Genomic DNA, 20,500 nt, shown 5'->3' with positions numbered 1-20,500 from the left:
CACGATGACCTTTCACCAAGCCAAGGGGCTGCGTCCCATCCGGCGCTCTACCTTGAACCGTGTCAGCGCGTTGGGAGTCGCGCTGATGCTGGCCTGCGCTCCGGCGCTGGCCGCCGCACCGGCCGAGAAGCCGGTGGGCGCCACCGTGGCACCGGCGGCAGCGCCGGCGGGCCTGTCGGTGGCCAAGATCGATTTCAAGCGCGGCGATGATGGCGCCGGGCGCCTGATCGTCCAGTTCGACGGCCAGGGCGCAGTCCCGGACCTGCGGACGCAGGGCAACAGCGTGGTGGTCGATGTCGGTAACGCCCGGCTGCCGGCCAACCTGCAGAAGCCGATGAACGTCACCGACTTCGCCACGCCGGTGCAGCGCATCGACGCCAAGCCGTCCGGTGCCGGTACCCAGCTGGTGCTCAGTACCGGTGGCGCGGTGGAGTCGCTGGCCTACCAGAGCGGCAACGAGTACGTGGTGGAGATCAGCCCGCGGCAGGCGCCCGCCGCGGTGGGCGCGGTCACCGCCGGCAGCGTCACCCAGGCTGCCAAGGCGGTGGGGCAGCGTGGCTTCACCGGCAAGCCGGTGACCTTCAACTTCCAGGACGTGCCGGTGCGCACCGTGCTGCAGTTGATCGCCGAAGAATCCAATCTCAACGTGGTGGCGTCCGATTCGGTACAGGGCAATGTGACCCTGCGCCTGGTCAACGTGCCGTGGGATCAGGCGCTGGACATCGTGCTGCGCGCCAAGGGCCTGGACAAGCGTCGCGATGGCAGCGTGATCTGGGTCGCTCCGCAGGCTGAGCTGGCCAAGTTCGAGCAGGAGAAGGAAGACGCGCGCATCGCCATCGAGAACCGCGAAGACCTGGTCACCGATTACGTCCAGATCAACTACCACAGTGCCACGCAGATCTTCAAAGCGCTGACCGAGGCCAAGGGCATCGGCGGCGGCAGTGGCGGCGGCAATGGCGGTGGTGGCGGTTCGTCGCAGGAAGACAGTGGTTTCCTGTCCTCGCGCGGCCGTATCGTGGCCGACGAGCGCACCAACACGCTGATGATCAGCGACATCCCGAAGAAGATCGCGCGCATGCGTGAGCTGATCGGTGTGATCGACCGTCCGGTTGACCAGGTGCTGATCGAAAGCCGTATCGTCATCGCTACCGATACCTTCGCCCGCGAGCTGGGTGCGAAGTTCGGCATCAGCGGCAGCCGCGACAACGTGTACTTCAGCGGCAGCCTGGATGCCAATGCCGAAACCCGCAAGTCGCAGGTCGATACAGCGCAGGCCAACGCCAAGGCGATTCGCGAGTGGCAGGCCGGCGGCAGCGTCGGCCCGGCGCCTATTCCCAGCGGCCCGACCATCAAGCGCGGCCTGAACTGGAACCTGCCGGTGGCCGCAGCCAACAACCCTGGCTCGCTGGCGCTGTCGATCCTCAACGCAGGCTACCTGCTGGACGTGGAGCTGTCGGCCATGCAGGAAGAGTCGCGAGGTGAGGTGATCTCCAACCCGCGCGTGGTCACCACCAACCAGCGCGAGGCCATGATCAAGCAAGGCAAGGAAATCGGCTACGTCACCATCAGCGGCACCGGTGCTGCCGGTGGTGCCGGCTCCACCCCGAACGTGCAGTTCAAGGAAGTGGTGCTGGAACTGCGGGTGACCCCGACCATCACCAACGACAACCGCGTGTTCCTCAACATGCAGGTGAAGAAGGATGAAGTCGACCGCCTGATCGAACTGCAGGGCTACGGCACGGTGCCGTCGATCAACCGCCGCGAGGTCAACACCGCGGTGCTGGTCGAGGATGGGCAGACCGTGGTCATCGGTGGTGTGTACGAGTTCACCGACCGCAGCAGCATCAGCAAGGTGCCGTTCCTGGGCGACGTGCCGTTCCTGGGCAACCTGTTCAAGAAGCGCGGCCGCAACAAGGACAAGGCCGAGCTGCTGGTGTTCGTGACGCCGAAGGTGTTGCGCGTGGCCAAGCAGAACTGAGCCCGCGCCACCCGCGAAACGAAGAAGGGCCGCCATGCGCGGCCCTTCTTCGTTTCCACCCGTAGATCCACGCCGCCCATGTCCAGTAGATCCACGCCATGCGTGGATGGCCCAGTAGATCCACGCCATGCGTGGATGGGCCGTTCAGCCGTTCTTGATGCCAATCGCAGGGCACCCTGCGATGATGTCGGGAATCCGTGCCGTCCCGCGCCGGTCAAAGGCCCCCATGAACCTGCCACCGCCGATGCCCGAAACCGTCTCGCCGCCGCCCGCGCCGGCCACCTCCCGCCTGCATGGCGCCTTCACCCAGCTGCGCGATGCCCTGTCGGCCGAGATCGTCGGCCAGGCGGCACTGGTCGAACGCCTGCTGATCGCGCTGCTGGCCGATGGCCACCTGCTGGTGGAAGGCGCTCCGGGCCTGGCCAAGACCACGGCGATCCGCGCGCTGGCCTCGCGCCTGGAAGCTGACTTCGCCCGCGTGCAGTTCACCCCGGACCTGCTGCCGGCCGACCTGACCGGCACCGAGATATGGCGTCCGCAGGAAGGTCGCTTCGAATTCGTACCCGGACCGATCTTCCACCCGATCCTGCTGGCCGATGAAATCAACCGCGCGCCAGCCAAGGTGCAGTCCGCACTGCTGGAAGCGATGGGCGAGCGCCAGGTTACCGTTGGCCGCCACACCTACGCGCTGCCGCCGCTGTTCCTGGTGATGGCCACGCAGAACCCGATCGAACAGGAAGGCACCTTCCCGCTGCCGGAAGCACAGCTGGACCGCTTCCTGATGCATGTGCGCATCGGCTACCCGGACCAGGCTGCCGAATCGGAGATCCTGCGCCTGGCCCGCGAGCGCGCCCGTGGCGCGCTGGGCGAAGCCGCACCGGCGCCGGAAAAGCTGCCGATGCGGGATGTGTTTGATGCCCGCCGCGAAGTGCTGGACCTGCACATGGCGTCGGCGCTGGAACGCTACCTGATCGAGCTGGTGCTGGCTTCGCGTGATCCGGCGCGCTATGACGCTGGCCTGGGCCGCCGCATTGCCTGGGGCGCCAGCCCGCGCGGTTCCATCGCACTGGAACGCTGCGCGCGTGCGCGCGCCTGGCTGGCCGGCCGCGATTTCGTCACCCCTGATGATGTGCGTGCGGTCGCTGCCGACGTGCTGCGCCATCGCGTGCTGCCCAGCTACGAAGCCACTGCCGAAGGCTGGGATGGCGAACGCCTGGTGCAGGAGCTGCTGGCCCGGGTGCCGGCACCCTGAGCCTGCGCATGACCGATCCATCCCTGCACCACGCCTCCTCCGTCAGCGACGGTGACGGGCTGCGCCCGCAGCTGTCCGAACTGGTGGCCCTGCGCCGCCTTGCACAGCGTCCGCCGCCGCCACGCCGTGGCCGTGCCGGCAACGCCGGGCAGGCGCCGTCACCGCTGCGCGGGCGTGGCATGGAATATGCCGAGTCACGCGAGTACGTAGCCGGTGATGATGCGCGGCATATCGACTGGCGGGTGACCGCACGGACCGGTCGTGCCCACACCAAGCTGTTCCAGGCCGAACGCGAGCGGGTCAGCCTGATCGTGGCCGATACCTCGCCGGCCCTGTACTTCGGCACCCGCGTGCGCTTCAAATCGGTGCAGGCCGCACGTGCAGGCGCCGTCGCCGCGTGGTCGGCGCAACGTCGTGGCGATCGCATCGGCGCCCTGCGTGGCAGCGACCGTGAACCACCGATCGCACCGGCAGGAGGCCCGCGCGGCGTGCTGCGCGTGCTCGATGCACTCACCCGCTGGTATGCGCAGCCCCCGGCCGATGACCTTGGCCTGGAACGCGCGCTGGACCATGCCGGTCGCGTCCTGCGCCCCGGTGCACGTGTGCTGGTGCTGGCCGATCCGCAGCAGGCCATCCGCATTCCGCCCGCGCGCTGGAGCGCGCTGGCCCAGCATCACGACCTCAGCCTGGTGCTGCTGGTCGATCCACTGGAGCTGCAGCCACCGTCGGCCGCACTGCAGTTCCAGACCGCGCAGCAGCGCATCGGTCTCGACCTGCGGCGCAGCGAGGTGCATGCCCATTGGCAGGCCCACTTCGTCGAACCGCTGCAGGAACTGCGGCGCCAGCTGGGAGCGCGCCGCGTCGATGTGCAGGTGCTCTCCACCGATGCGCCCAGCGATGCCTGGCTGGCACCATCACCCACCGAGGTGCCGGCATGAGCGCGAACCTGCCGCTGCGCGATGTGCAGCTGCCGCCGGCCCCATCGTGGTGGCCACCGGCACCGGGCTATCTGATGATCGGCGGCGTGGTGCTGCTGTTGCTGGTGGCGATGGCCTTCCTGTGGTGGCAGCGCCGCCGACGCCGCCAGCGCTGGTTGCAGCTGTTTGATCTGGAGCTGGCAACCACCGCCGATGCGGCTGCCGAACTGGCGGCGATCGCAGGGCTGCTGCGTCGCGCTGCACGCCAGGCACAGCCCGGCAGTGAATCCCTGCGCGATGACGCCTGGTGGCAGCGCGTGGATCCGGAAGGCACGCTGCCCGCGGCACGTCGCAGTCTGCTGGCCGAAGGTGCCTATCGCCCGCGGGTGGACGCCAACGATGTGGCGGCGCTGCGCAGCTGGGCGCGCGAGCGCTACCTGGCCATGCTGCTGGAGCGCCGCCGATGAACCTGCTGGCAAGTTACTGGCCATGGCCGGACCTGCAGCTGGCGTGGCCGCTGGCCCTGCTGGCGCTGCCGTTGCCGTTGCTGATGCGCTGGTGGAAGCGTCGTGCCGACCCCGGCGCTGCGCTGCGCGTGCCCTATGCAGCGACGGAACTGGAAGCGCTGGCCGGTGGCGGCCGCGTCGATGTGTCGTGGCTGCGCACGCTGCTGTTGTGGCTGGGCTGGTGCGCGCTGTGCATCGCACTCACGCGCCCGCAGCAGTTGGGCGAGGCCATCACCCCGCCGCAGCAGGGCCGGCAGATGATGCTGGCAATGGACGTGTCCGGCAGCATGGGCGAGGGCGACATGGTGCTGGGCGGGCAGACGGTGGATCGCCTGACCGCGGCCAAGGCCGTGCTCGCCGATTTCCTTGATCGTCGTGCCGGTGATCGCATCGGCCTGCTGATCTTCGGCGACCGCGCCTACACGCTTACGCCGCTTACTGCCGATCTGGCCAGCGTGCGCGACCAGCTGCGCGACAGCGTGGTCGGCCTGGCCGGGCGCGAGACGGCCATCGGTGATGCCATCGGCCTGGCAGTGAAACGCCTGCGCAGCCAACCGGAGGGGCAGCGCGTGCTGATCCTGCTGACCGACGGCGTCAGCAACGCCGGGGTGCTGGAGCCGCTGCGTGCGGCGGAAGTGGCCCGCGCCGAAGGTGTACGCATCCACACCGTCGCGTTTGGTGGCGATGGCAGCATGCGCCTGTTCGGCATTCCCATTTCCGCCGACCAGGATCCGGTCGACGAGGCCACGTTGAAAAAGATTGCCAGCATGACCGGTGGCCAGTTCTTCCGCGCCCGCGATACCGCGCAGCTGGCCGGCATCTACGCCGAACTGGACCGGCTGGAGCCGATCGCGGCGAAGGGGCCAAGCCTGCGACCGCGCGAGGAGCGCTATGCCTGGCCGTTGGGCCTGGCGTTGTTGCTGGGTGCGTTGGCATGGGTGTGGCCGGAGCGCCGCCGATGATCGCGTTGGCATCCCATCTTCCCGACTGGAATGCGCTGCACTTCCTGCGCCCGGAATGGCTGTGGGCCTTGCTGGCATTGCCGCTGATCCTCGCGCTGGCGTTGTACCGGCAGCGGCGCAGCGATGTGTGGCGAACAGCAGTCGATGCCCACCTGTTGCCACACCTGCTGGCTGCGGGCACGCGCCGCCGTGCACGCCTGCCCTGGGCCGTGCTGCTGGGCTGGACGCTGGCCTCGCTGGCCATGGCCGGGCCGAGCTGGCGCCAGCAGGCACAGCCGATGTTCCAGGCCAGCGCACCGCTGCTGGTCGTGCTGGATCTGTCCAGCCGGATCAATGCCACCGACCTGCCGCCGTCGCGCCTGCTGCAGGCCCGGGCGAAAGTGGGTGAGCTGCTGCGTGCCCGCCAGGGCGGACAGGTGGGCCTGGTGGTCTACGCCGAGGATGCCTACACCGTGGCGCCGCTGACCGACGACGGCAGCAACGTTGCGCTGTATCTGGACGCGTTGTCGCCGGATGTGATGCCACGCGACGGCCAGCGTGCCGACCGCGGTATCGACTGGGCGACGCGGTTGATGCGCCAGATCGGGGCATTGCGGGGGCAGATCCTGCTGGTGAGCGATCAGGCGGATGATGAAGCGGCACTGGCCGCCGCGCAGGCGCGCAGCCTCGGCCTGCAGGTGTCGGTACTGGGCCTGGGCACAGCTGCCGGTGCGGCGTACCGGGATGGCAGTGGGCAGATCCGCCAGGCCACGCTGGATGAAGGCAGCCTGCGTGCGGTGGCTACGGCCGGTGGTGGCCGCTATGCCCGCATCGCCGCCGATGACAGTGATCTGCGCGCACTGGGTGTACTGGATGCACGCGAAGGTACTGCGGCGCAGCGGCCCGGGGAGGGCAAGCAATGGCGTGATGAAGGGTTCTGGCTGCTGCCACCGGTGATGCTGCTGGCGCTGCTGGCCTTCCGCCGCCGCGCGCTGCTGGCGGCGGTGCTGGCGGTGGGCCTGCTGCCGTGGATGAGTGATGTGCAGGCGCAGGCATCCGCCGTGCCGGCTTCACCGCCGGTGAAGGGCACACTGTGGAAGCGCGCCGACCAGGTGCAGCACCAGCGTCTGGCCGAAGGTGCGCAGGCGTACCGCAATGGCGATTTCGCCAGTGCCCGCAAGCAGTTCGAGGGCATCGACAGCGATGCGGGCTGGTACAACCTGGCCAATGCACTGGCCCGCCAGGGCAACTACGACGAAGCCATTGCCGCCTACGACCGCGCGCTGGCACTGCATCCTGGCATGGCCGACGCGGTCGCCAACCGTGCCGTGGTCGATGCCGCGCGCAAGCGCAAGCAGTCGGGTGGCAAAGGCCAGGATCAGCAGAAACCACCGCAGAACGGGCAGCAGAAGCCACCGCAGAACGGCCAGGGGCAGCAGAATCCCCAGGGCCAGCAGCCGCAGCAGGGCCAGCAGCCGCAGCAGGGCCAGCAGAATCCCGGCCAGGGCCAGCCGCAACCGGGCCAGCAGGGGCAGCCCAGGCCCGGTGACGACAAGAACCCGTCGAGCCCGCAGCCCGGCGAGCGTGGCCGCGATGGACAGCAGGCGCCACCACAGGTGGAGGATGCCAAGGCGCAGGCGCAGGCGGATGAGCAGCAGCGCCAGCGCATGCAGCAGGCAATGCAGCAGGCACGTGAGGGCAAGGGCGAACAGGATGGCAAGCCCGTGCCAGGCAGCGACGGCACCACCCCGCGCCAACGCGAGGAGCAACAGGCGGTGGAGGCGTGGATGCGGCGCGTGCCGGATGATCCGGGCGCATTGCTGCGGGCCAAGTTCCAGCTGGAAAACGAACGCAGGAAGAGGGAAGGGCGATGACGCGGGCGATCAACATGCACGGGCGCTGGCCACTGCAGGTACTGGCAGCACTGCTGCTGTGGCTGCCGCTGCTGGCGTGGGCGCAGCCGCGCGCGTGGCTGGACCGCGACCGCATCGCGATGGGCGACACGGTCACTCTCAATGTCGAGAGCGATCAGGGCGCGCCAGACTTCACGCCGTTGCGTACCGACTTCGATCTCAGCGGCCAGACCAGCAGCCGTCAGGTGGAGTGGAGCAATGGCAGCATGCAGCAGCGCAATCTGTATGGCGTGGCACTCACGCCGCGGCGTAGCGGTGCACTGGTGGTGCCGGGCCTGCAGGTGGGCAGCGTACGTACTGCGCCGTTGACCCTGCAGGTGGATGCCGCTGCCGTGGCCGGCCCCGACAGCAACGCAGTGGCCTTCATCGAAACCGTTGTCGATGACCAGACGCCGTATGTGCAGCAGAGCGTAGGCGTGGTGGTGCGGTTGTATTTCGCTTCGCAGCTGGCCTCCGGCGAACTGGTGCTGGATACCCCCGCCGGTGCGTCGTTGCAGCGGGTGGGCGATGACCGCACCGATGTGCGGCAGGTCAATGGCCGCCGCTACAACGTGGTCGAGCGGCGCTTCCTGCTGATCCCCGAGCGCAGCGGTGCACTTCGGCTGGCCGGTGCGCGTTTCAGTGGGCGCAGTGCCGGTGGCTTCTTCGACGACTTCTTTGGCGGCGGCGACGGGCGGATGAATGCCACCGGCGCCGACCGCACGTTGCAGGTACAGGCACAGCCGGCACAGGCGCCGCAGCCGTGGCTGCCGCTGCAGGGCCTGCAGCTGCGCTACACCAGTGCACCGACCAGCGCACGTACCGGTGAGGCGGCCAACGTGGTGGTCGAGGCGATTGCCGACGGTGCCACCCGCGCGCAGTTCACCGACCTGCCGGTGCCCGACGTTGGCAGCGCCGCGCAGGTGTTCGCCGAACCGGCGCAGTACGAAGAGACCTTCAACGGCAGCACGCCGCGGCTGAAGATCACCCGCCGTTACTCGATCGTGCCGCGCCAGCCGGGTTCGCTGGTGGTGCCGGGGCCGCGCCTGCCGTGGTGGGACGTGCGCAACGGCAAGCCACAGGAAGCGAAGCTGCCGGACCTGACACTCGCCGTCGCAGCCGGTAATGGCGGTGGCAGTGCTTCACCTGCGCCGCTGCCGCCGATCGACACCGATGCTGCGCTGCCGGGGGGCGATGGCCAGGACAGTCGTATCGCGGCCACCGATCCGCGCGCCAGCGGCCTGGCCGAGCGTCCGTGGCCATGGATGAGCGCCGCCATCGGCCTGGCGCTGCTGTGGCTGCTGACCCTGTTGTGGGGCTGGCAGCGTGGCCGTCGCCCGCGCGTGGCGTCGCCTGAGGCGGGCAGGGGGGCTGTGCCGGCTGTGGCGACTGGACGTGCCGGCCTGGCCGAACTGCGCCGCGCGCTGGATGGTGAAGGCTTCGATCAGGTAGAAGCTCAGCTGTGCGCGATGGCCGGCGTTGAACGCATCGAGCAGGTCATCGCGCGGTTGGATGACCCGGCCCAGCGCCAGGTGCTGCAGGACCTGCAACAGGCGCGCTGGGGCGGGCAAGGTGATCTGGCGCCGCTGCGCACGCGCCTGCGCGGGGTCTTCCGTGACGGACCGCACTGGTCGGCGGCGGCGATCACCGCTGACACTGGCCTGGCGCCGCTGTATCCGCCGCGGCGAACCTGAACCGGCGCCGCTTGCGCGCTTTGTTAGAGTGCATTCATTTTTCGAGGAAACCCGCGCATGACAGCAGCTGCTGCCGACAAGAAGAAGTTGCCCCTGCATTGGAAGATGGGCATCGGCTTTGCGATCGGCCTGATCCTGGGACTGATCGTGCACGCCCTGGGTGGCAGCGTCGATGGTCTGCAGGCCGGTGCCAAGTGGGTAATGGACTACATCACCACCCCGGCGTCGGGCCTGTTCCTCAACCTGATCTTCATGCTGATCGTGCCGCTGATCTTCTCGGCGCTGATCATGGGCGTGTCGGAGATGGGCGACATCCGCGCCCTCGGCCGCATCGGCTGGAAGACCCTGGCGTATACCGTGCTGCTGTCCGGCATTGCCGTGGGCATCGGCCTGGTGCTGGTCAACCTGCTCAAGCCGGGCGCGGGCGTCGATCCGCAGGTCGCCGCGATGATGCTTTCGGAGAACGCCGAGCGCAGCAAGGAAATCGTCGCTGGCATCCACGGCACGCCGAAGGGCATGGACATGCTGCTGTCGATCGTGCCGAGCAACGTGCTGCAGGCGGCGTCTGACAACGGCGCGATCCTGTCGCTGATGTTCTTCGCGCTGATGTTCGGCATCGGCATGGTGCTGACCGACAACGAGAAGGTCGCCCCGCTGCGTCGCGCCATCGAAGGCGTGTTCGAAATCTCGATGACCCTGATCAACCTGGTCATCCGCCTGGCCCCGTATGCGGTGGCCTGCTTCATGTTCAACCTGGCCGCGCTGTTCGGCTTCGAGCTGATCATCCGCCTGGGCGCCTACGTGGGCGTGGTGGTGCTGGCGCTGGGCCTGCACATGATCGTGACCTACGGCACCGCCGTGTGGCTGTCCGGCCGCTCGCCGCTGTCGTTCTTCCGCGATACCCAGGAAGCGACGGTGATGGCGTTCTCCACCGCCTCCAGCAACGCCACCCTGCCGACCGCGCTGCGCGTGGCCGACCAGATGGGTCTGCCGCAGCGCGTGTCGCGCTTCGTGCTGACCGTGGGCGCCACCGCCAACCAGAACGGCACTGCGCTGTTCGAGGGCGTGACGGTGATCTTCCTGGCCCAGTTCTTTGGCGTGGACCTGAGCATCGGCCAGCAGATCATGGTGATGGCGGTCTGCATCCTCGGTGGCATCGGCACGGCCGGCGTGCCGTCGGGCTCGCTGCCAGTGGTGGCGATGATCTGCGCGATGGTGGGCGTGAACCCGCTGGGCATCGGCCTGATCCTGGGCGTGAACCACTTCCTGGACATGTGCCGTACCGCCCTGAACGTGACCGGCGACCTGGCCCTGACCACCCTGGTGGCCAAGGGCGAGTCCCACGACGGCCCGGCGCTTACGCCCCACCAGGACTGAGTCCAAGGCCACTGCTGGCGACCTGATCGGGGTCGGATTCCTTGCTGCAGGGAAAGGTATCCGACCCCTTTTCACATGCGGAATCCGGCGGAGATCATGAAAGTGCCGGCCAGCGGCCGGCACTACCGGGCAAGGTGAACCGACCCCCCGCCCGGCGACTATGGGACAATAGGCCGCCCGCACGTCCGCGGCCGCCTCCCGATTCCGACAGAACCATGACGCAGCCTACCCGTCGCCAGTTGGCCAACGCCATCCGCTTCCTTGCCGCCGATGCGGTTGAAACCGCAAAGTCCGGCCACCCCGGCATGCCCATGGGCATGGCCGACATCGCCGAAGTCCTCTGGAACGACTACCTCCGCCACAACCCGAGCAATCCGCACTGGTTCAACCGCGACCGTTTCGTGCTGTCCAACGGCCACGGTTCGATGCTGCAGTACGCGCTGCTGCACCTGAGCGGTTACGACCTGCCGATCGAGCAGCTGAAGCTGTTCCGCCAGCTGGGCAGCCACACCGCCGGCCACCCGGAACGCCATGAGACCCCGGGCGTGGAAACCACCACCGGCCCGCTGGGCCAGGGTTTCGCCAACGCTGTGGGCTTCGCCCTGGCCGAGAAGCTGCTGGCACAGCGCTTCAACCGCCCGGAGCTGGAAGTGGTCGACCACCGCACCTGGGTGTTCATGGGCGATGGCTGCCTGATGGAAGGCGTGTCGCATGAAGCGGCGTCGCTGGCCGGTACCTGGGGCCTGCACAAGCTGGTCTGCTTCTGGGACAACAACCACATCTCCATCGACGGCAACGTCGAGGGCTGGTTCACCGACAACACCCCGGAGCGTTTCGAAGCCTATGGCTGGAACGTGGTCCGTGACGTCGATGGCCACGACCCGGAAAGCATCAAGGCCGGCATCGAGGCCGCGCTGTCGCAGAGCGACAAGCCGACCCTGATCTGCTGCCGCACCACCATTGGTTTTGGTTCGCCGAACAAGGCGGGCAAGGAATCCAGCCACGGCGCACCGCTGGGCAAGGACGAACTGGAAGCCACCCGCAAGCAGCTGGGCTGGGAGTACGGTCCGTTCGAGATCCCGCAGGCGATCTACGACGGCTGGCGCGCCAATGGCGCCGGCACCCTGCGCCAGGCCGAGTGGGAACAGCTGTTCGACAAGTACGCCAGCCAGTACCCGGGCGAGGCCGCCGAACTGACCCGTCGTTCGCACGGCGAACTGCCGGCCGACTTCGTTGCCAAGGCCGATGCCTACATCGCCCAGGTGGCGGCTGAAGGCCCGACGATCGCCTCGCGCAAGGCCTCGCAGCTGGCCATTGAAGCCTATGCCCCGCTGCTGCCGGAAATCGTCGGCGGCTCGGCCGACCTGGCGCACTCCAACCTGACCCTGTGGAAGGGCAGCAAGTCCGTTGCCAGCGACGACGCCAACGCCAACTACGTGTACTACGGCGTGCGCGAGTTCGGCATGACCGCCATTGCCAATGGCCTGGCCCTGCACGGTGGCTTCATTCCGTTCGACGCCACCTTCCTGGTGTTCAGCGATTACGCCCGCAATGGCGTGCGCATGAGCGCGCTGATCCCGGCCCACGCCATCCACGTCTACACCCACGATTCGATCGGCCTGGGCGAAGACGGCCCGACCCACCAGCCGGTGGAGCACCTGGCCTCGCTGCGCTACATCCCGAACAACGACGTGTGGCGCCCGTGCGATGCGGTCGAGTCGGCAGTGAGCTGGAAGGCCGCGATCACCCGCCAGGACGGCCCGAGCTGTCTGGTGTTCAGCCGCCAGAACCTGCCGCACCAGCCGCGCAACGCCGAGCAGATCGCCCAGATCGAGCGCGGTGGCTACGTGCTGGCCGATGCCGCCGGCACTCCGGACGTGATCCTGATCGCCACCGGTTCGGAAGTTTCGCTGGCCACTGAAGCCAAGGCCCAGCTGGATGCGGCCGGCCTCAAGACCCGCGTGGTCTCGATGCCGTCCACCGACGTGTTCCTGCGCCAGGATGCGGCCTACCGTGAATCGGTGCTGCCGAACGCCGTGCGCAAGCGCGTGGCCGTGGAAGCCGGCGTCACCGGCTTCTGGCGCCAGTTCGTCGGCCTGGACGGTGCAGTGATCGGCATTGACACCTTCGGTGCCTCGGCCCCGGCCGACCAGCTGTACAAGCACTTCGGCATCACCACCGCCCACGTGGTGGAAGCCGCCAAGGCGCTGTAAGCAGCATCGCAGCGTGATGAAGGAAAGGCCGGCGCAAGCCGGCCTTTCTCGTTTTCCTGGGTAGATCCACGCCATGCGTGGACGAGAAAAGGGGACGGCGTGTTCCGCCCGACGGCACCGCTGTCGCGTTGGCCTCTTCATCTGGCCTGCGTTCCTTGCGAAAAGGAGAGTCTGCCGAGACAACCTCAATAGTAAAAATGGTCAACAAGCGCGGCGCAGAAACCTATACTGGATTTGCGGAGTGTAAGGTGTGGCCTTACACTGGTACTGCATGATCGTCAGCTTCAGGCATAAGGGCCTGAAGGCGCTCTATGAGCGGGGCGACATTTCCGGAGTCCGTGCCGATCATGTGGCTCGGTTGCGGCGTTTGCTTCTGCAGTTGGATCAAGCCCGGCTGCCTGGAGACATGGGGCTGCCCGGAAATCGCCTGCATCCCCTGCACGGAAGCTATAGCGGCTACTGGGCTGTGAATGTCTCGGCGAGTTGGCGATTGGTGTTCCGCTTTCGTGGGCTCGACGTCGAACTGGTCGATTACCTTGATTACCACTAGGAGTCTGCTCGATGCCGTTGCATGATCCGCCGCATCCAGGAGAATCGCTGCGCGAAGACATCCTGCCGGCGATCAGCATGTCCATCAGTGCGCTGGCGCAGCACCTTGGTTATTCCCGTGGACAGCTGTCGACCATCATCAACGGGCACGCCGGCATCTCTGCTGAACTCGCGTACCGTCTTGAACTTGCGGGCCTCGGCAGTGCTCGTATGTGGCTGGCGATGCAGGCGGCCTATGACCTGTGGCAGGTCGAGCATCGAGAGCATCCGCCCATTGCCCGCCTGTATCTTGAGGATGCAGTGAGGATCGGACAGTAGATCCGCGCCATGCATGAATAAAGAAGGGGACGGAGGGGATCAAGTCGTCTGTGCATGAACGACTTGATCCCCTCCGTCCCCTTTTCTCAGGCAGTGCGTGCCAGCGCCAGGCGCAGCAGTCGCGCGTCCAGGCGCTCTGCGAAATCCGTCGGAGCCTGCAGGCCCATGCGCTGCAGGTACACCGCATCGCCGTCGCCGGCCGGTTGCCGCAACGCTGCCCAGACGGTACGCAGCTTGTCGCCGCGGGTCTGCGTGTTGGCCTTCAGCCAACCCAGCGCTTTCACCAGCACCTGCTCGATCTCGTTGAAGTCGCTGCCCAACGGATAGTCCGGCAGGCTGCCATCGGCGCGGAACGGTGCCAGCGCTGCCGCCAATGCCTGCGGCGTATTGCGCTGCAGGCGCACCGGGTGCGGTTGCGCGGTCGCCAGCAGCTTGCGCGCGGCATGTGCCTGCTGCAGCAGATCGCCCTGGAACGGGGCTTCGGTGATCGCGGTCATCGCATGCACGCAGTCCTCGTCGGTCAGACCGCGCAGGTCGGCGATGCCGTACTCGTTCAGGTAGATGTCGCGCAGGTGGCGCGGGATGGTGGTGTGGCCGTAGTTCCAGCGCACGTTGGATTCACGCCGGCCCTTGTCATCGCGCGCGGCGCGGAACATCAGCACGCTGCGCGCTTCCGGCAGGGCATGTGCCATCGCCACGAAGTTGTACTGGCCGCCCACGCCGGACACCACGCGTCCATCGTCCAGCGCATCCGATACCGCCGCGCCCAGCGCGGTGGCCATCATGCAGGAATTGAAGAAGCGCGCGTGCCGGCGCTGCAGGCGTTCCAGCGTTTCGTTGCCACCGTACAGCTGGTTGATCTCGCTGATGCGGCGCATGCCGATCGCACGACACTCATCTTCCGGCAGCGTGCGCAACCACTCGTAGAACTCCGGCGAGCCCAGGTAGAACGCGCCGTGCAGGTACTCGCCCTCGGCGGCCAGGGTGGCGTGGTCGATGGACAGCGTGCTGCCATTTTCGATGCGCTGCATCAGCGCCAGGTCGTCGTGCACCTTGCGCTTGATCACCCCGGTCTGCACCAGCCGGCGGAAGCCCTCGTTGAGCATCTCGCTGCAGCCGTACAGGCCCACTTCGAACGGATCCAGCCCGCCGATCTCCTGCACCAGCGGGTGGCTGGCCAGCTGCGGATCCAGCGCGTGCAGCACGCGGCGGTAGCGGGCGTTGTCGGTATGGCGCAGCACCAGTGCGTGGCTGAGTGCATCGGCCAGCGTGCCGATACCGATCTGCAGGGTGCCGCCGTCGCGCACCAGCGTGCTGGCGTACAGACCGATGGCGTAGTCGGCATCGCCGACCGGCTGCCGCGGCAGCCCGAACAGCGCCGGGTACGGCGGTGGCGGGGTAATCACCAGATCGAAGAACGACACATCGACCGTCGCCGAGCCGCCCAGATAGGGCAGCTGCGGATCGATCTCGGCGATCATCAATGGGCGCGGCAGGCCGCGCGCGGTCATCGCATCCAGGGTGTCCTGGGTGATGTCGTTGTTGCACGACAACGACAGCCGGCGGTCATCCGGCCGCATCGCCACCTTCTGCACGATCACCTGCGGCGCGCGCTGGGCGACCGCATCGGCGGCGTGGGTGTAGTTCAGGCTGGTGTAGCTGGACTGCGCCTGCCGCGAACCGAGCAGGGCGCCGGACTGCATGTAGAACTCTTCCACCTGCACATGTGCCGGCAACGCGTCGCGCGCGATCGCATCGGCATAGGCCAGGCGCGGGAAATCGTCGCCGAAATGGCGCTGCGCGAACGGTGCCATGAAGCGCGCTTCCAGGCCGTTTCCGCGGGCCTTCGGCGGGTTGAGCGACAGCGCGGTATACAGCTGCAGCGGCCGCGAAGGGTCGTGCTCGACGCGTGCGTAGAGGGCATTGAGCAGCCGGTGTGGCTTGCCCAGTGCCAGCGGTGCCCCGATCCGCAGCGGCCCGTCCACGCGCGCAAACAACCAGTCGACGGCGGCGTCCAGGTCGGTGAGGTGTTCGGTCATGCGCGGCGGTCCTGCGTGTGGGGGAGTGCTGGCATTACAGCATGTCGGGCTTGAACCGCCGTCGACGCGAGACTTCCGCGCCGGACACCATGAACTGCCCATCGCCGCGGTAATGCACCGTGCGCGGCAGCTTCGGCCGGGGCGCGACGTGGGCGCGCACGATTTCCCAGATGAACAGGTTGCTCGATTGCACCTGGCTGTCGTCGTAGAGACGGCATTCGAAGCAGGAATGGCATTGCCCGACCAGCGGCGCGCCGACCTCGCGCGCAGGTACTGCATCCAGCCCGAAACGCGCGAACTTGTCGACCTCGCGGCCGCTGCAGTTGCCGATGTCGACCACGGTATCGAGCAGCTCCACGCCGGGTACGTTGATCACGCACTCGCCACTACTGACGGCCAGTGCATGGCTGTGGTTTTCATTCCACAGGTAGGTGGCGACCAGCGACGGCGAAAAACCCATCACCATGTGCCAGCCCATCGTCATCAGGTTGCGCTGGCCCTGCCACGCGGTACTGACCAGCACGATCGGGCCGGGTTCGAGGAAGCGGCGCGCCTGCTCGACCGGGAAATCCTTCTTGGACAGCGCTTTCATCCGGGGCCTGGGGCGGGAGGAATCGATGCTGGCGCAGCCGGGATGAACCCGGAGTCGAGGGGCTTGACAGATGATTCGATTACGCGCGTAATCGTGCTGTCGATTACGGATGTAAACCATGACCCCGATCAGCGAAGCCGAAGCCGTTGTGATGGAGGTGCTGTGGCAGCAGGCACCGCGTAGCGCCGATGACGTGGTGGCCGCGCTGGCTCACCGCGACTGGGCCGAGCCGACCATCAAGACCCTGCTCAACCGCCTGCTGACCAAGGGCGCGATCGCTGCCGAGCGCGATGGCCGGCGCTACCTGTACCGGCCGCTGCTGCAGCGCCAGGCCTGGGTGGAGGCGCAGAGCCAGGACTTCATCGGGCGTGTTTTCGAGGGGCGCGTGGCGCCGCTGGTCGCGCACTTCAGCGAGCGCGGCCAGTTGAGCGCGCAGGACATCGCCGAACTGAAGAAGCTGATCCAGGAGCTGGACCATGACTGAGCTGCTCGACGGATTGTGGCAGGCCAGCCTGTGGCTGGCGGTGGGCGCGGTCCTGCTGGCGGTAATGCGCCCGCTGCTGGTGCGGATGGGCGGTGTGGGGCTGGCCTACCGCAGTTGGTGGCTGCTGCCGATGCTGCTGGTGGCACTGATGCTGCCGTTGCCGCAGGTTGCGTTGTTGCAGCAGGTGCCCACGCTGCCGCTGAAAGTGATGCCCGGTGCCATCGATGCCCTGAACGGGCCGTCGTTGCCATGGGCCGGGCTGTTGCTGGTGCTGTGGGCATTGGGCACGGGCCTGTGCCTGCTGCGCGACCTGCGCGCACAGCGTCGTTTCGAACGGCGGATGGGCCTACTGAAGCCGCGCGCCGATGGCAGCTGGCAGGCCAGCGGCGACCCCGGCCTGCCGGCGCTGGTTGGCCTGTGGCGGCCGCGCATCGTGGTCGGTCCGGCATTCGACCAGCAGTTCAGCGCACAGGAACAGGGGCTGATCCTGCAGCACGAGCGCAGCCATCGCCGCCATGGCGATCACTGGGCCAACGGCGCTCTGCTGCTGGCGCGCGCGGTGTTCTGGTTCCACCCGCTGCTGCCATGGGCGGCACGCCGCTTCCTGCGCGATCAGGAACTGGCCTGCGATGCCCGCACCATCGGTCCGCAGCCTGCGCTGCGCGGCCTCTATGCCAGCACGCTGCTGAAGGCGCAGCTGGTCCACCCGGTTGCGCCCGCGGTCTGCCATTGGCGCAGCCAACCCGTGTTGAAGGAGCGTATCGCCATGTTGAAGCAGTCCAAGCGGAAGGCATTGCCGTGGGTGTCCGGGCAGGTGCTGGTGGTCGGGTTGTGTGTGGGCATGGGGGCGGTGGCATGGGCCAGCCAGGGCGGTGCGGCCGGTGGCACCCGGATCGGTGTCGAGCCGTTCGAACATGCGCAGGACGATGCGGCCAAGGCGGGGTTGGACCGGCCGATCCAGGTGGACAAGATGCCGCCGCCGTCCTATCCGAAGTCCGCCGTCGAGCAACGCCAGGTAGGCGTGGTCAATCTGCGCATCGAAGTGGATGCACAGGGCCATCCGACCGATGTGCGGGTACTCAGTGCGACCAATCCGGGGGTGTTCGACGCCGTCTCCATCGCCGCCGCGCGCAGCTGGACCTATCGTCCCGCGGTGAAGAACGGCAAGCCGGTGGCCGGTGCCGTACGCATTCCGATCACCTACGCCATGGATGACACCGAGGACGCGAAGTGAAGTCCGCGCCGCTGTTGTTGATGGCGGCGCTGCTGGTGGGGTGTGCAACCCAGGATCGCCTGACCACCGTCGATACCCGCAGCGAGAATGTCGGTCACCAGCGCCTGCAGCCGCAGGCGGGCGGCGGCAGTGGGCAGCTGCAGGTGTATTCGCTGGGTGCGACCGAGGGCTACCGGATGCCGCAACTGTACGCGGCACCGGACCCGGAGGTCGGTGATCGCGACCCGCGCGCGGAACTGGCGCCGACCACCATCTGCCTGCAGGTGGTGGTTGATGCCAACGGCGACGTCGAGCGCAGCCTGCCATTGACCGATCGCCCGGAGTGCGCGGCAGGTGCTGCGGGCGAGAATGCGCCCCTGCTGCAGGCAGCGCAGGAAGCCGTGGCGATGTGGAAGTACTCGTCCGCAGCGGTCTGCCACTTCGCGGCCGGCAAGGTGCCTGCCAATCGCGGTGACTGCCGGGGCGCCGAGCGTGTCGAACCGGTGGCCGTCACCCTGCAATATGCCTTTACCTTCGAGATCGTGAAGGGCCAGCACGTGGTGCGCGCGCAGGGAAAATGATCGCTCGCGATGACCGGGGTAGCGCCGGGCCATGCCCGGCGGGCGCAGCGGCGTGGATCAGGCCCCGCCCTGGATGTTGGCCTTCACTGCGGGCTGCATCAGCTTCGGTTCTTCCAGCGTCGCATCGCGGGCTTGGCGCACGCTGACGAACTCTGCCTCGGCTACGCCGTCGTGCACGTGGATGTTGTGCGCGCGCTGTTGGCCGATGGTGGTTTCGTTGGCGAACCCGCGGCCACCGGGGCCGTAGTCGTGGCAGACAAACACGCGCGTCGCATCGGGCAGGGCCAGCAGGCGCTGGATTGAGCGGTACAACTGCGCGGCATCGCCGCCCGGGAAATCGCAGCGGGCAGTGCCGCCGTCGGGCATGAACAGCGAGTCGCCGGTAAACAGCGCATTGTCGATCAGATAGGCGATGCTGTCGCTGGTGTGGCCGGGCACGGCGATCACCTGGCAGCGCAGGTCACCCAAAGCGAAGGTCTCGCCATCGCTGAACAGGTGGTCGAAGATCTCATCGGCTGCGGGAAGCTGCAGGCCATAGCGCGGTGCGAACGTGGCCTGCACCGCGCGGATGCCTTCACCGATGGCCAGCGTGGCCTGCGGGAACCGTTGCTTGAGCCGGCGCCCGGCCGACACATGGTCGGCGTGGGCATGGGTTTCCAGCAGCCAGCGCAGCTGCAGGCCCTGTTGTTCGATGGCCTGCAACGCGGCATGCAACGGCGCTTCACTGCTGGCGTCGGTATCCGGGTCGTAGTCCAGGACCGGGTCGATCAGCGCCGCCTCGCCGCTGGCCACGTCGCTGACCAGGTAGCTGAAGGTGTTGCTGTCACGGTGGAAGAACGACTGCACCTGGACCGACATCGAAACTCTCCTCAGCGCGTGCCGAGCACGCGGTTCAGCAACTGCGCCAGGTTCTCACCGGCCAGTCGCAGCTGCGCTTCGGCCAGCGGCCGGTAGCGCTCGGTGTATTCGTCACCGATTTTACGCGTGGCCGGATAAACGCCAGCTTGCATGGAGATGCGGCAGCTGGCTTCGGCCCACGTCTGCGGGTCGCGCTGCGGGTGGGACTGGCGCGCGAGCTTCGGTGCGCGCTGGCTCTGCAGCACCGGCAGGTAGCCGGCGTCGTCCAGCTTGCGGGTGTTGAGCATGCCACTGTCCCACAGCGAGTGCAGGTTGGTACCGCGGTTGCCGAACTGCAGCTGGAAATCGTTGCCGCCCTTGTCGTGGGCGTAACCGGCGTGCATCGGTTGGTGGATGTCGCCGACCAGATGCACGACGAACTTCAGCGCCTGCAGGCGCTCGCCGTCGGTCAGGCTGCGATCGCCGAGGATGGCGCTCTGTGCCTTCAGGGCCTCGACGATGCAGTTGCCGTTTTTGCAGTGCTTCGGTGCTTCGTAGTGGCAGTTGTCTTCGGCGATGTTGACGTAGTGCCAGCCGGCCGAGCGGCGGCCCAGGCCCGGGTCCTTGGCGCGCAGCTGGTCGGCCCACGGCGCGATGCTGGCCAGCGTGGCGTCCGGTTCGGTGGCCAGCAGGCGGTCCACTTCGGCGCGGGCGGTGGGGTTGAGGCGGGCGTCGGCGACTTCGGCGACAAGGCGGTGGCCTTGCGCGCCCCAGGCATGTGCGGGGGCGGAGACGGACAGCAGGGCCGGCGCCAGGGCGGCGGCGAGGAACAGGGAGTGCAGGGCTTTCATGCGCACATTCTAGCGGGGTAGGTGGATTGAAGAGCGGCGCGTTCCTGTTCCGAAGTGGGAGCGCAGAGGAATGGGTTTACGGCGTGTCCCTGCTCCGCTCCCCGCCTTGCCCCAGCTCCGGAACCGCTTCAGTCCCAGGCACAAAAAAGCCCCGGCAATCACCGGGGCAACATGCTGCGAGGGTTTTGCGTGCGGCGGGGGAGCGGGGGGGAAGCCCCCACGCTCCACACACCGCTTTTGAACTTGAAGACGTACGAAACGCCACC

The 20,500-nt window shown here is 67.6% G+C and carries 18 protein-coding genes; 14 read left to right on the top strand and 4 right to left on the bottom strand.

All coding sequences use genetic code 11. From position 1 onward, the window contains the following. Positions 1-4: 4 nt before the first annotated feature. The 11 genes from ACTJJM_RS16935 (at position 5) to ACTJJM_RS16885 (ending at position 13,637) form a co-directional block, all read left to right on the top strand. Positions 5-1,978, top strand: coding sequence for a type IV pilus secretin PilQ (locus ACTJJM_RS16935; RefSeq protein ID WP_019659995.1), 1,974 nt, complete (start codon positions 5-7; stop codon positions 1,976-1,978). A 226-nt stretch (positions 1,979-2,204) separates the two neighbouring features. Next, positions 2,205-3,230 (top strand): AAA family ATPase, encoded by a 1,026-nt coding sequence (locus ACTJJM_RS16930; protein WP_440865831.1) that lies wholly within the window; start codon positions 2,205-2,207, stop codon positions 3,228-3,230. A gap of 8 nt (positions 3,231-3,238) precedes the next feature. After that, a complete protein-coding gene (locus tag ACTJJM_RS16925; protein ID WP_171955068.1) occupies positions 3,239-4,168 on the top strand; it encodes a DUF58 domain-containing protein in 930 nt (309 codons plus the stop codon). Then, the gene (locus ACTJJM_RS16920; protein WP_053443453.1) at positions 4,165-4,614 is read left to right on the top strand and encodes a DUF4381 family protein; all 450 of its coding nucleotides are present in this window, start codon (positions 4,165-4,167) and stop codon (positions 4,612-4,614) included. Before ACTJJM_RS16925 ends, ACTJJM_RS16920 begins: the two co-directional genes overlap by 4 nt. Further along, entirely contained in the window at positions 4,611-5,615 is a 1,005-nt protein-coding gene (locus ACTJJM_RS16915) for a vWA domain-containing protein (RefSeq protein ID WP_423159723.1), read from the top strand. The genes ACTJJM_RS16920 and ACTJJM_RS16915 overlap by 4 nt, the downstream gene beginning before the upstream one ends. Continuing rightward, complete coding sequence (locus ACTJJM_RS16910) at positions 5,612-7,468, top strand: tetratricopeptide repeat protein (protein ID WP_053443838.1); 1,857 nt, start codon at positions 5,612-5,614, stop codon at positions 7,466-7,468. The genes ACTJJM_RS16915 and ACTJJM_RS16910 overlap by 4 nt, the downstream gene beginning before the upstream one ends. Beyond that, positions 7,465-9,180 (top strand): BatD family protein, encoded by a 1,716-nt coding sequence (locus ACTJJM_RS16905; protein WP_224328493.1) that lies wholly within the window; start codon positions 7,465-7,467, stop codon positions 9,178-9,180. The genes ACTJJM_RS16910 and ACTJJM_RS16905 overlap by 4 nt, the downstream gene beginning before the upstream one ends. Positions 9,181-9,237: 57 nt before the next feature. After that, a complete protein-coding gene (locus tag ACTJJM_RS16900; protein WP_043403118.1) occupies positions 9,238-10,557 on the top strand; it encodes a dicarboxylate/amino acid:cation symporter in 1,320 nt (439 codons plus the stop codon). Positions 10,558-10,772: 215 nt separating this feature from the next. Continuing rightward, positions 10,773-12,770 (top strand): transketolase, encoded by a 1,998-nt coding sequence (tkt, locus tag ACTJJM_RS16895; RefSeq protein ID WP_010484072.1) that lies wholly within the window; start codon positions 10,773-10,775, stop codon positions 12,768-12,770. A gap of 271 nt (positions 12,771-13,041) precedes the next feature. Beyond that, positions 13,042-13,320 (top strand): type II toxin-antitoxin system RelE/ParE family toxin, encoded by a 279-nt coding sequence (locus ACTJJM_RS16890; RefSeq protein ID WP_010484073.1) that lies wholly within the window; start codon positions 13,042-13,044, stop codon positions 13,318-13,320. Positions 13,321-13,331: 11 nt separating this feature from the next. Further along, positions 13,332-13,637, top strand: a complete 306-nt coding sequence (locus tag ACTJJM_RS16885; RefSeq protein ID WP_010484074.1) for a HigA family addiction module antitoxin — start codon at positions 13,332-13,334, stop codon at positions 13,635-13,637. Positions 13,638-13,723: 86 nt separating this feature from the next. Here the strand turns inward: ACTJJM_RS16885 and ACTJJM_RS16880 are convergent, their stop codons facing one another. Both ACTJJM_RS16880 and ACTJJM_RS16875 read right to left on the bottom strand, forming a co-directional pair. Next, positions 13,724-15,676: an acetyl-CoA hydrolase/transferase C-terminal domain-containing protein gene (locus ACTJJM_RS16880; RefSeq protein WP_224328490.1), complete on the bottom strand. Its 1,953-nt coding sequence runs from the start codon at positions 15,674-15,676 to the stop codon at positions 13,724-13,726. A 34-nt stretch (positions 15,677-15,710) separates the two neighbouring features. Beyond that, the gene (locus ACTJJM_RS16875) at positions 15,711-16,268 is read right to left on the bottom strand and encodes a flavin reductase family protein (RefSeq protein WP_019660006.1); all 558 of its coding nucleotides are present in this window, start codon (positions 16,266-16,268) and stop codon (positions 15,711-15,713) included. Between the two features lie 118 nt (positions 16,269-16,386). Between ACTJJM_RS16875 and ACTJJM_RS16870 the strand changes: the two genes are divergently transcribed. The 3 genes from ACTJJM_RS16870 to ACTJJM_RS16860 are packed head-to-tail and all read left to right on the top strand — an operon-like array spanning position 16,387 to position 18,546. After that, a complete protein-coding gene (locus ACTJJM_RS16870; RefSeq protein ID WP_010484077.1) occupies positions 16,387-16,752 on the top strand; it encodes a BlaI/MecI/CopY family transcriptional regulator in 366 nt (121 codons plus the stop codon). After that, positions 16,745-17,986, top strand: coding sequence for a M56 family metallopeptidase (locus ACTJJM_RS16865; protein ID WP_227199723.1), 1,242 nt, complete (start codon positions 16,745-16,747; stop codon positions 17,984-17,986). Before ACTJJM_RS16870 ends, ACTJJM_RS16865 begins: the two co-directional genes overlap by 8 nt. After that, positions 17,983-18,546 carry a hypothetical protein gene (locus ACTJJM_RS16860; RefSeq protein ID WP_071306368.1) on the top strand — a complete coding sequence of 188 codons (564 nt, stop codon included), beginning with the start codon at positions 17,983-17,985 and terminating at the stop codon, positions 18,544-18,546. The genes ACTJJM_RS16865 and ACTJJM_RS16860 overlap by 4 nt, the downstream gene beginning before the upstream one ends. Positions 18,547-18,603: 57 nt before the next feature. Here ACTJJM_RS16860 and ACTJJM_RS16855 read toward each other — a convergent pair whose 3' ends face one another. Continuing rightward, positions 18,604-19,404 carry an MBL fold metallo-hydrolase gene (locus ACTJJM_RS16855; RefSeq protein WP_049481688.1) on the bottom strand — a complete coding sequence of 267 codons (801 nt, stop codon included), beginning with the start codon at positions 19,402-19,404 and terminating at the stop codon, positions 18,604-18,606. Between the two features lie 11 nt (positions 19,405-19,415). After that, positions 19,416-20,234: a S1/P1 nuclease gene (locus ACTJJM_RS16850; protein ID WP_224328483.1), complete on the bottom strand. Its 819-nt coding sequence runs from the start codon at positions 20,232-20,234 to the stop codon at positions 19,416-19,418. Between the last annotated feature and the right edge of the window lie 266 nt (positions 20,235-20,500).

Origin of the sequence: Stenotrophomonas sp. 22692, assembly GCF_052045015.1 — a bacterium.
Taxonomy (GTDB): Bacteria; Pseudomonadota; Gammaproteobacteria; order Xanthomonadales; family Xanthomonadaceae; genus Stenotrophomonas; species Stenotrophomonas geniculata.
This window is presented reverse-complemented; position numbering and strand designations above follow the sequence as displayed.

Coding starts and splice junctions, on each gene's coding strand:
- ACTJJM_RS16935 (WP_019659995.1), top strand. CDS start 5: ATGACCTTTCACCAAGCCAAGGGGCTGCGTCCCATCCGGCGCTCTACC.
- ACTJJM_RS16930 (WP_440865831.1), top strand. CDS start 2,205: ATGAACCTGCCACCGCCGATGCCCGAAACCGTCTCGCCGCCGCCCGCG.
- ACTJJM_RS16925 (WP_171955068.1), top strand. CDS start 3,239: ATGACCGATCCATCCCTGCACCACGCCTCCTCCGTCAGCGACGGTGAC.
- ACTJJM_RS16920 (WP_053443453.1), top strand. CDS start 4,165: ATGAGCGCGAACCTGCCGCTGCGCGATGTGCAGCTGCCGCCGGCCCCA.
- ACTJJM_RS16915 (WP_423159723.1), top strand. CDS start 4,611: ATGAACCTGCTGGCAAGTTACTGGCCATGGCCGGACCTGCAGCTGGCG.
- ACTJJM_RS16910 (WP_053443838.1), top strand. CDS start 5,612: ATGATCGCGTTGGCATCCCATCTTCCCGACTGGAATGCGCTGCACTTC.
- ACTJJM_RS16905 (WP_224328493.1), top strand. CDS start 7,465: ATGACGCGGGCGATCAACATGCACGGGCGCTGGCCACTGCAGGTACTG.
- ACTJJM_RS16900 (WP_043403118.1), top strand. CDS start 9,238: ATGACAGCAGCTGCTGCCGACAAGAAGAAGTTGCCCCTGCATTGGAAG.
- tkt (WP_010484072.1), top strand. CDS start 10,773: ATGACGCAGCCTACCCGTCGCCAGTTGGCCAACGCCATCCGCTTCCTT.
- ACTJJM_RS16890 (WP_010484073.1), top strand. CDS start 13,042: ATGATCGTCAGCTTCAGGCATAAGGGCCTGAAGGCGCTCTATGAGCGG.
- ACTJJM_RS16885 (WP_010484074.1), top strand. CDS start 13,332: ATGCCGTTGCATGATCCGCCGCATCCAGGAGAATCGCTGCGCGAAGAC.
- ACTJJM_RS16880 (WP_224328490.1), bottom strand. CDS start 15,676: ATGACCGAACACCTCACCGACCTGGACGCCGCCGTCGACTGGTTGTTT.
- ACTJJM_RS16875 (WP_019660006.1), bottom strand. CDS start 16,268: ATGAAAGCGCTGTCCAAGAAGGATTTCCCGGTCGAGCAGGCGCGCCGC.
- ACTJJM_RS16870 (WP_010484077.1), top strand. CDS start 16,387: ATGACCCCGATCAGCGAAGCCGAAGCCGTTGTGATGGAGGTGCTGTGG.
- ACTJJM_RS16865 (WP_227199723.1), top strand. CDS start 16,745: ATGACTGAGCTGCTCGACGGATTGTGGCAGGCCAGCCTGTGGCTGGCG.
- ACTJJM_RS16855 (WP_049481688.1), bottom strand. CDS start 19,404: ATGTCGGTCCAGGTGCAGTCGTTCTTCCACCGTGACAGCAACACCTTC.
- ACTJJM_RS16850 (WP_224328483.1), bottom strand. CDS start 20,234: ATGAAAGCCCTGCACTCCCTGTTCCTCGCCGCCGCCCTGGCGCCGGCC.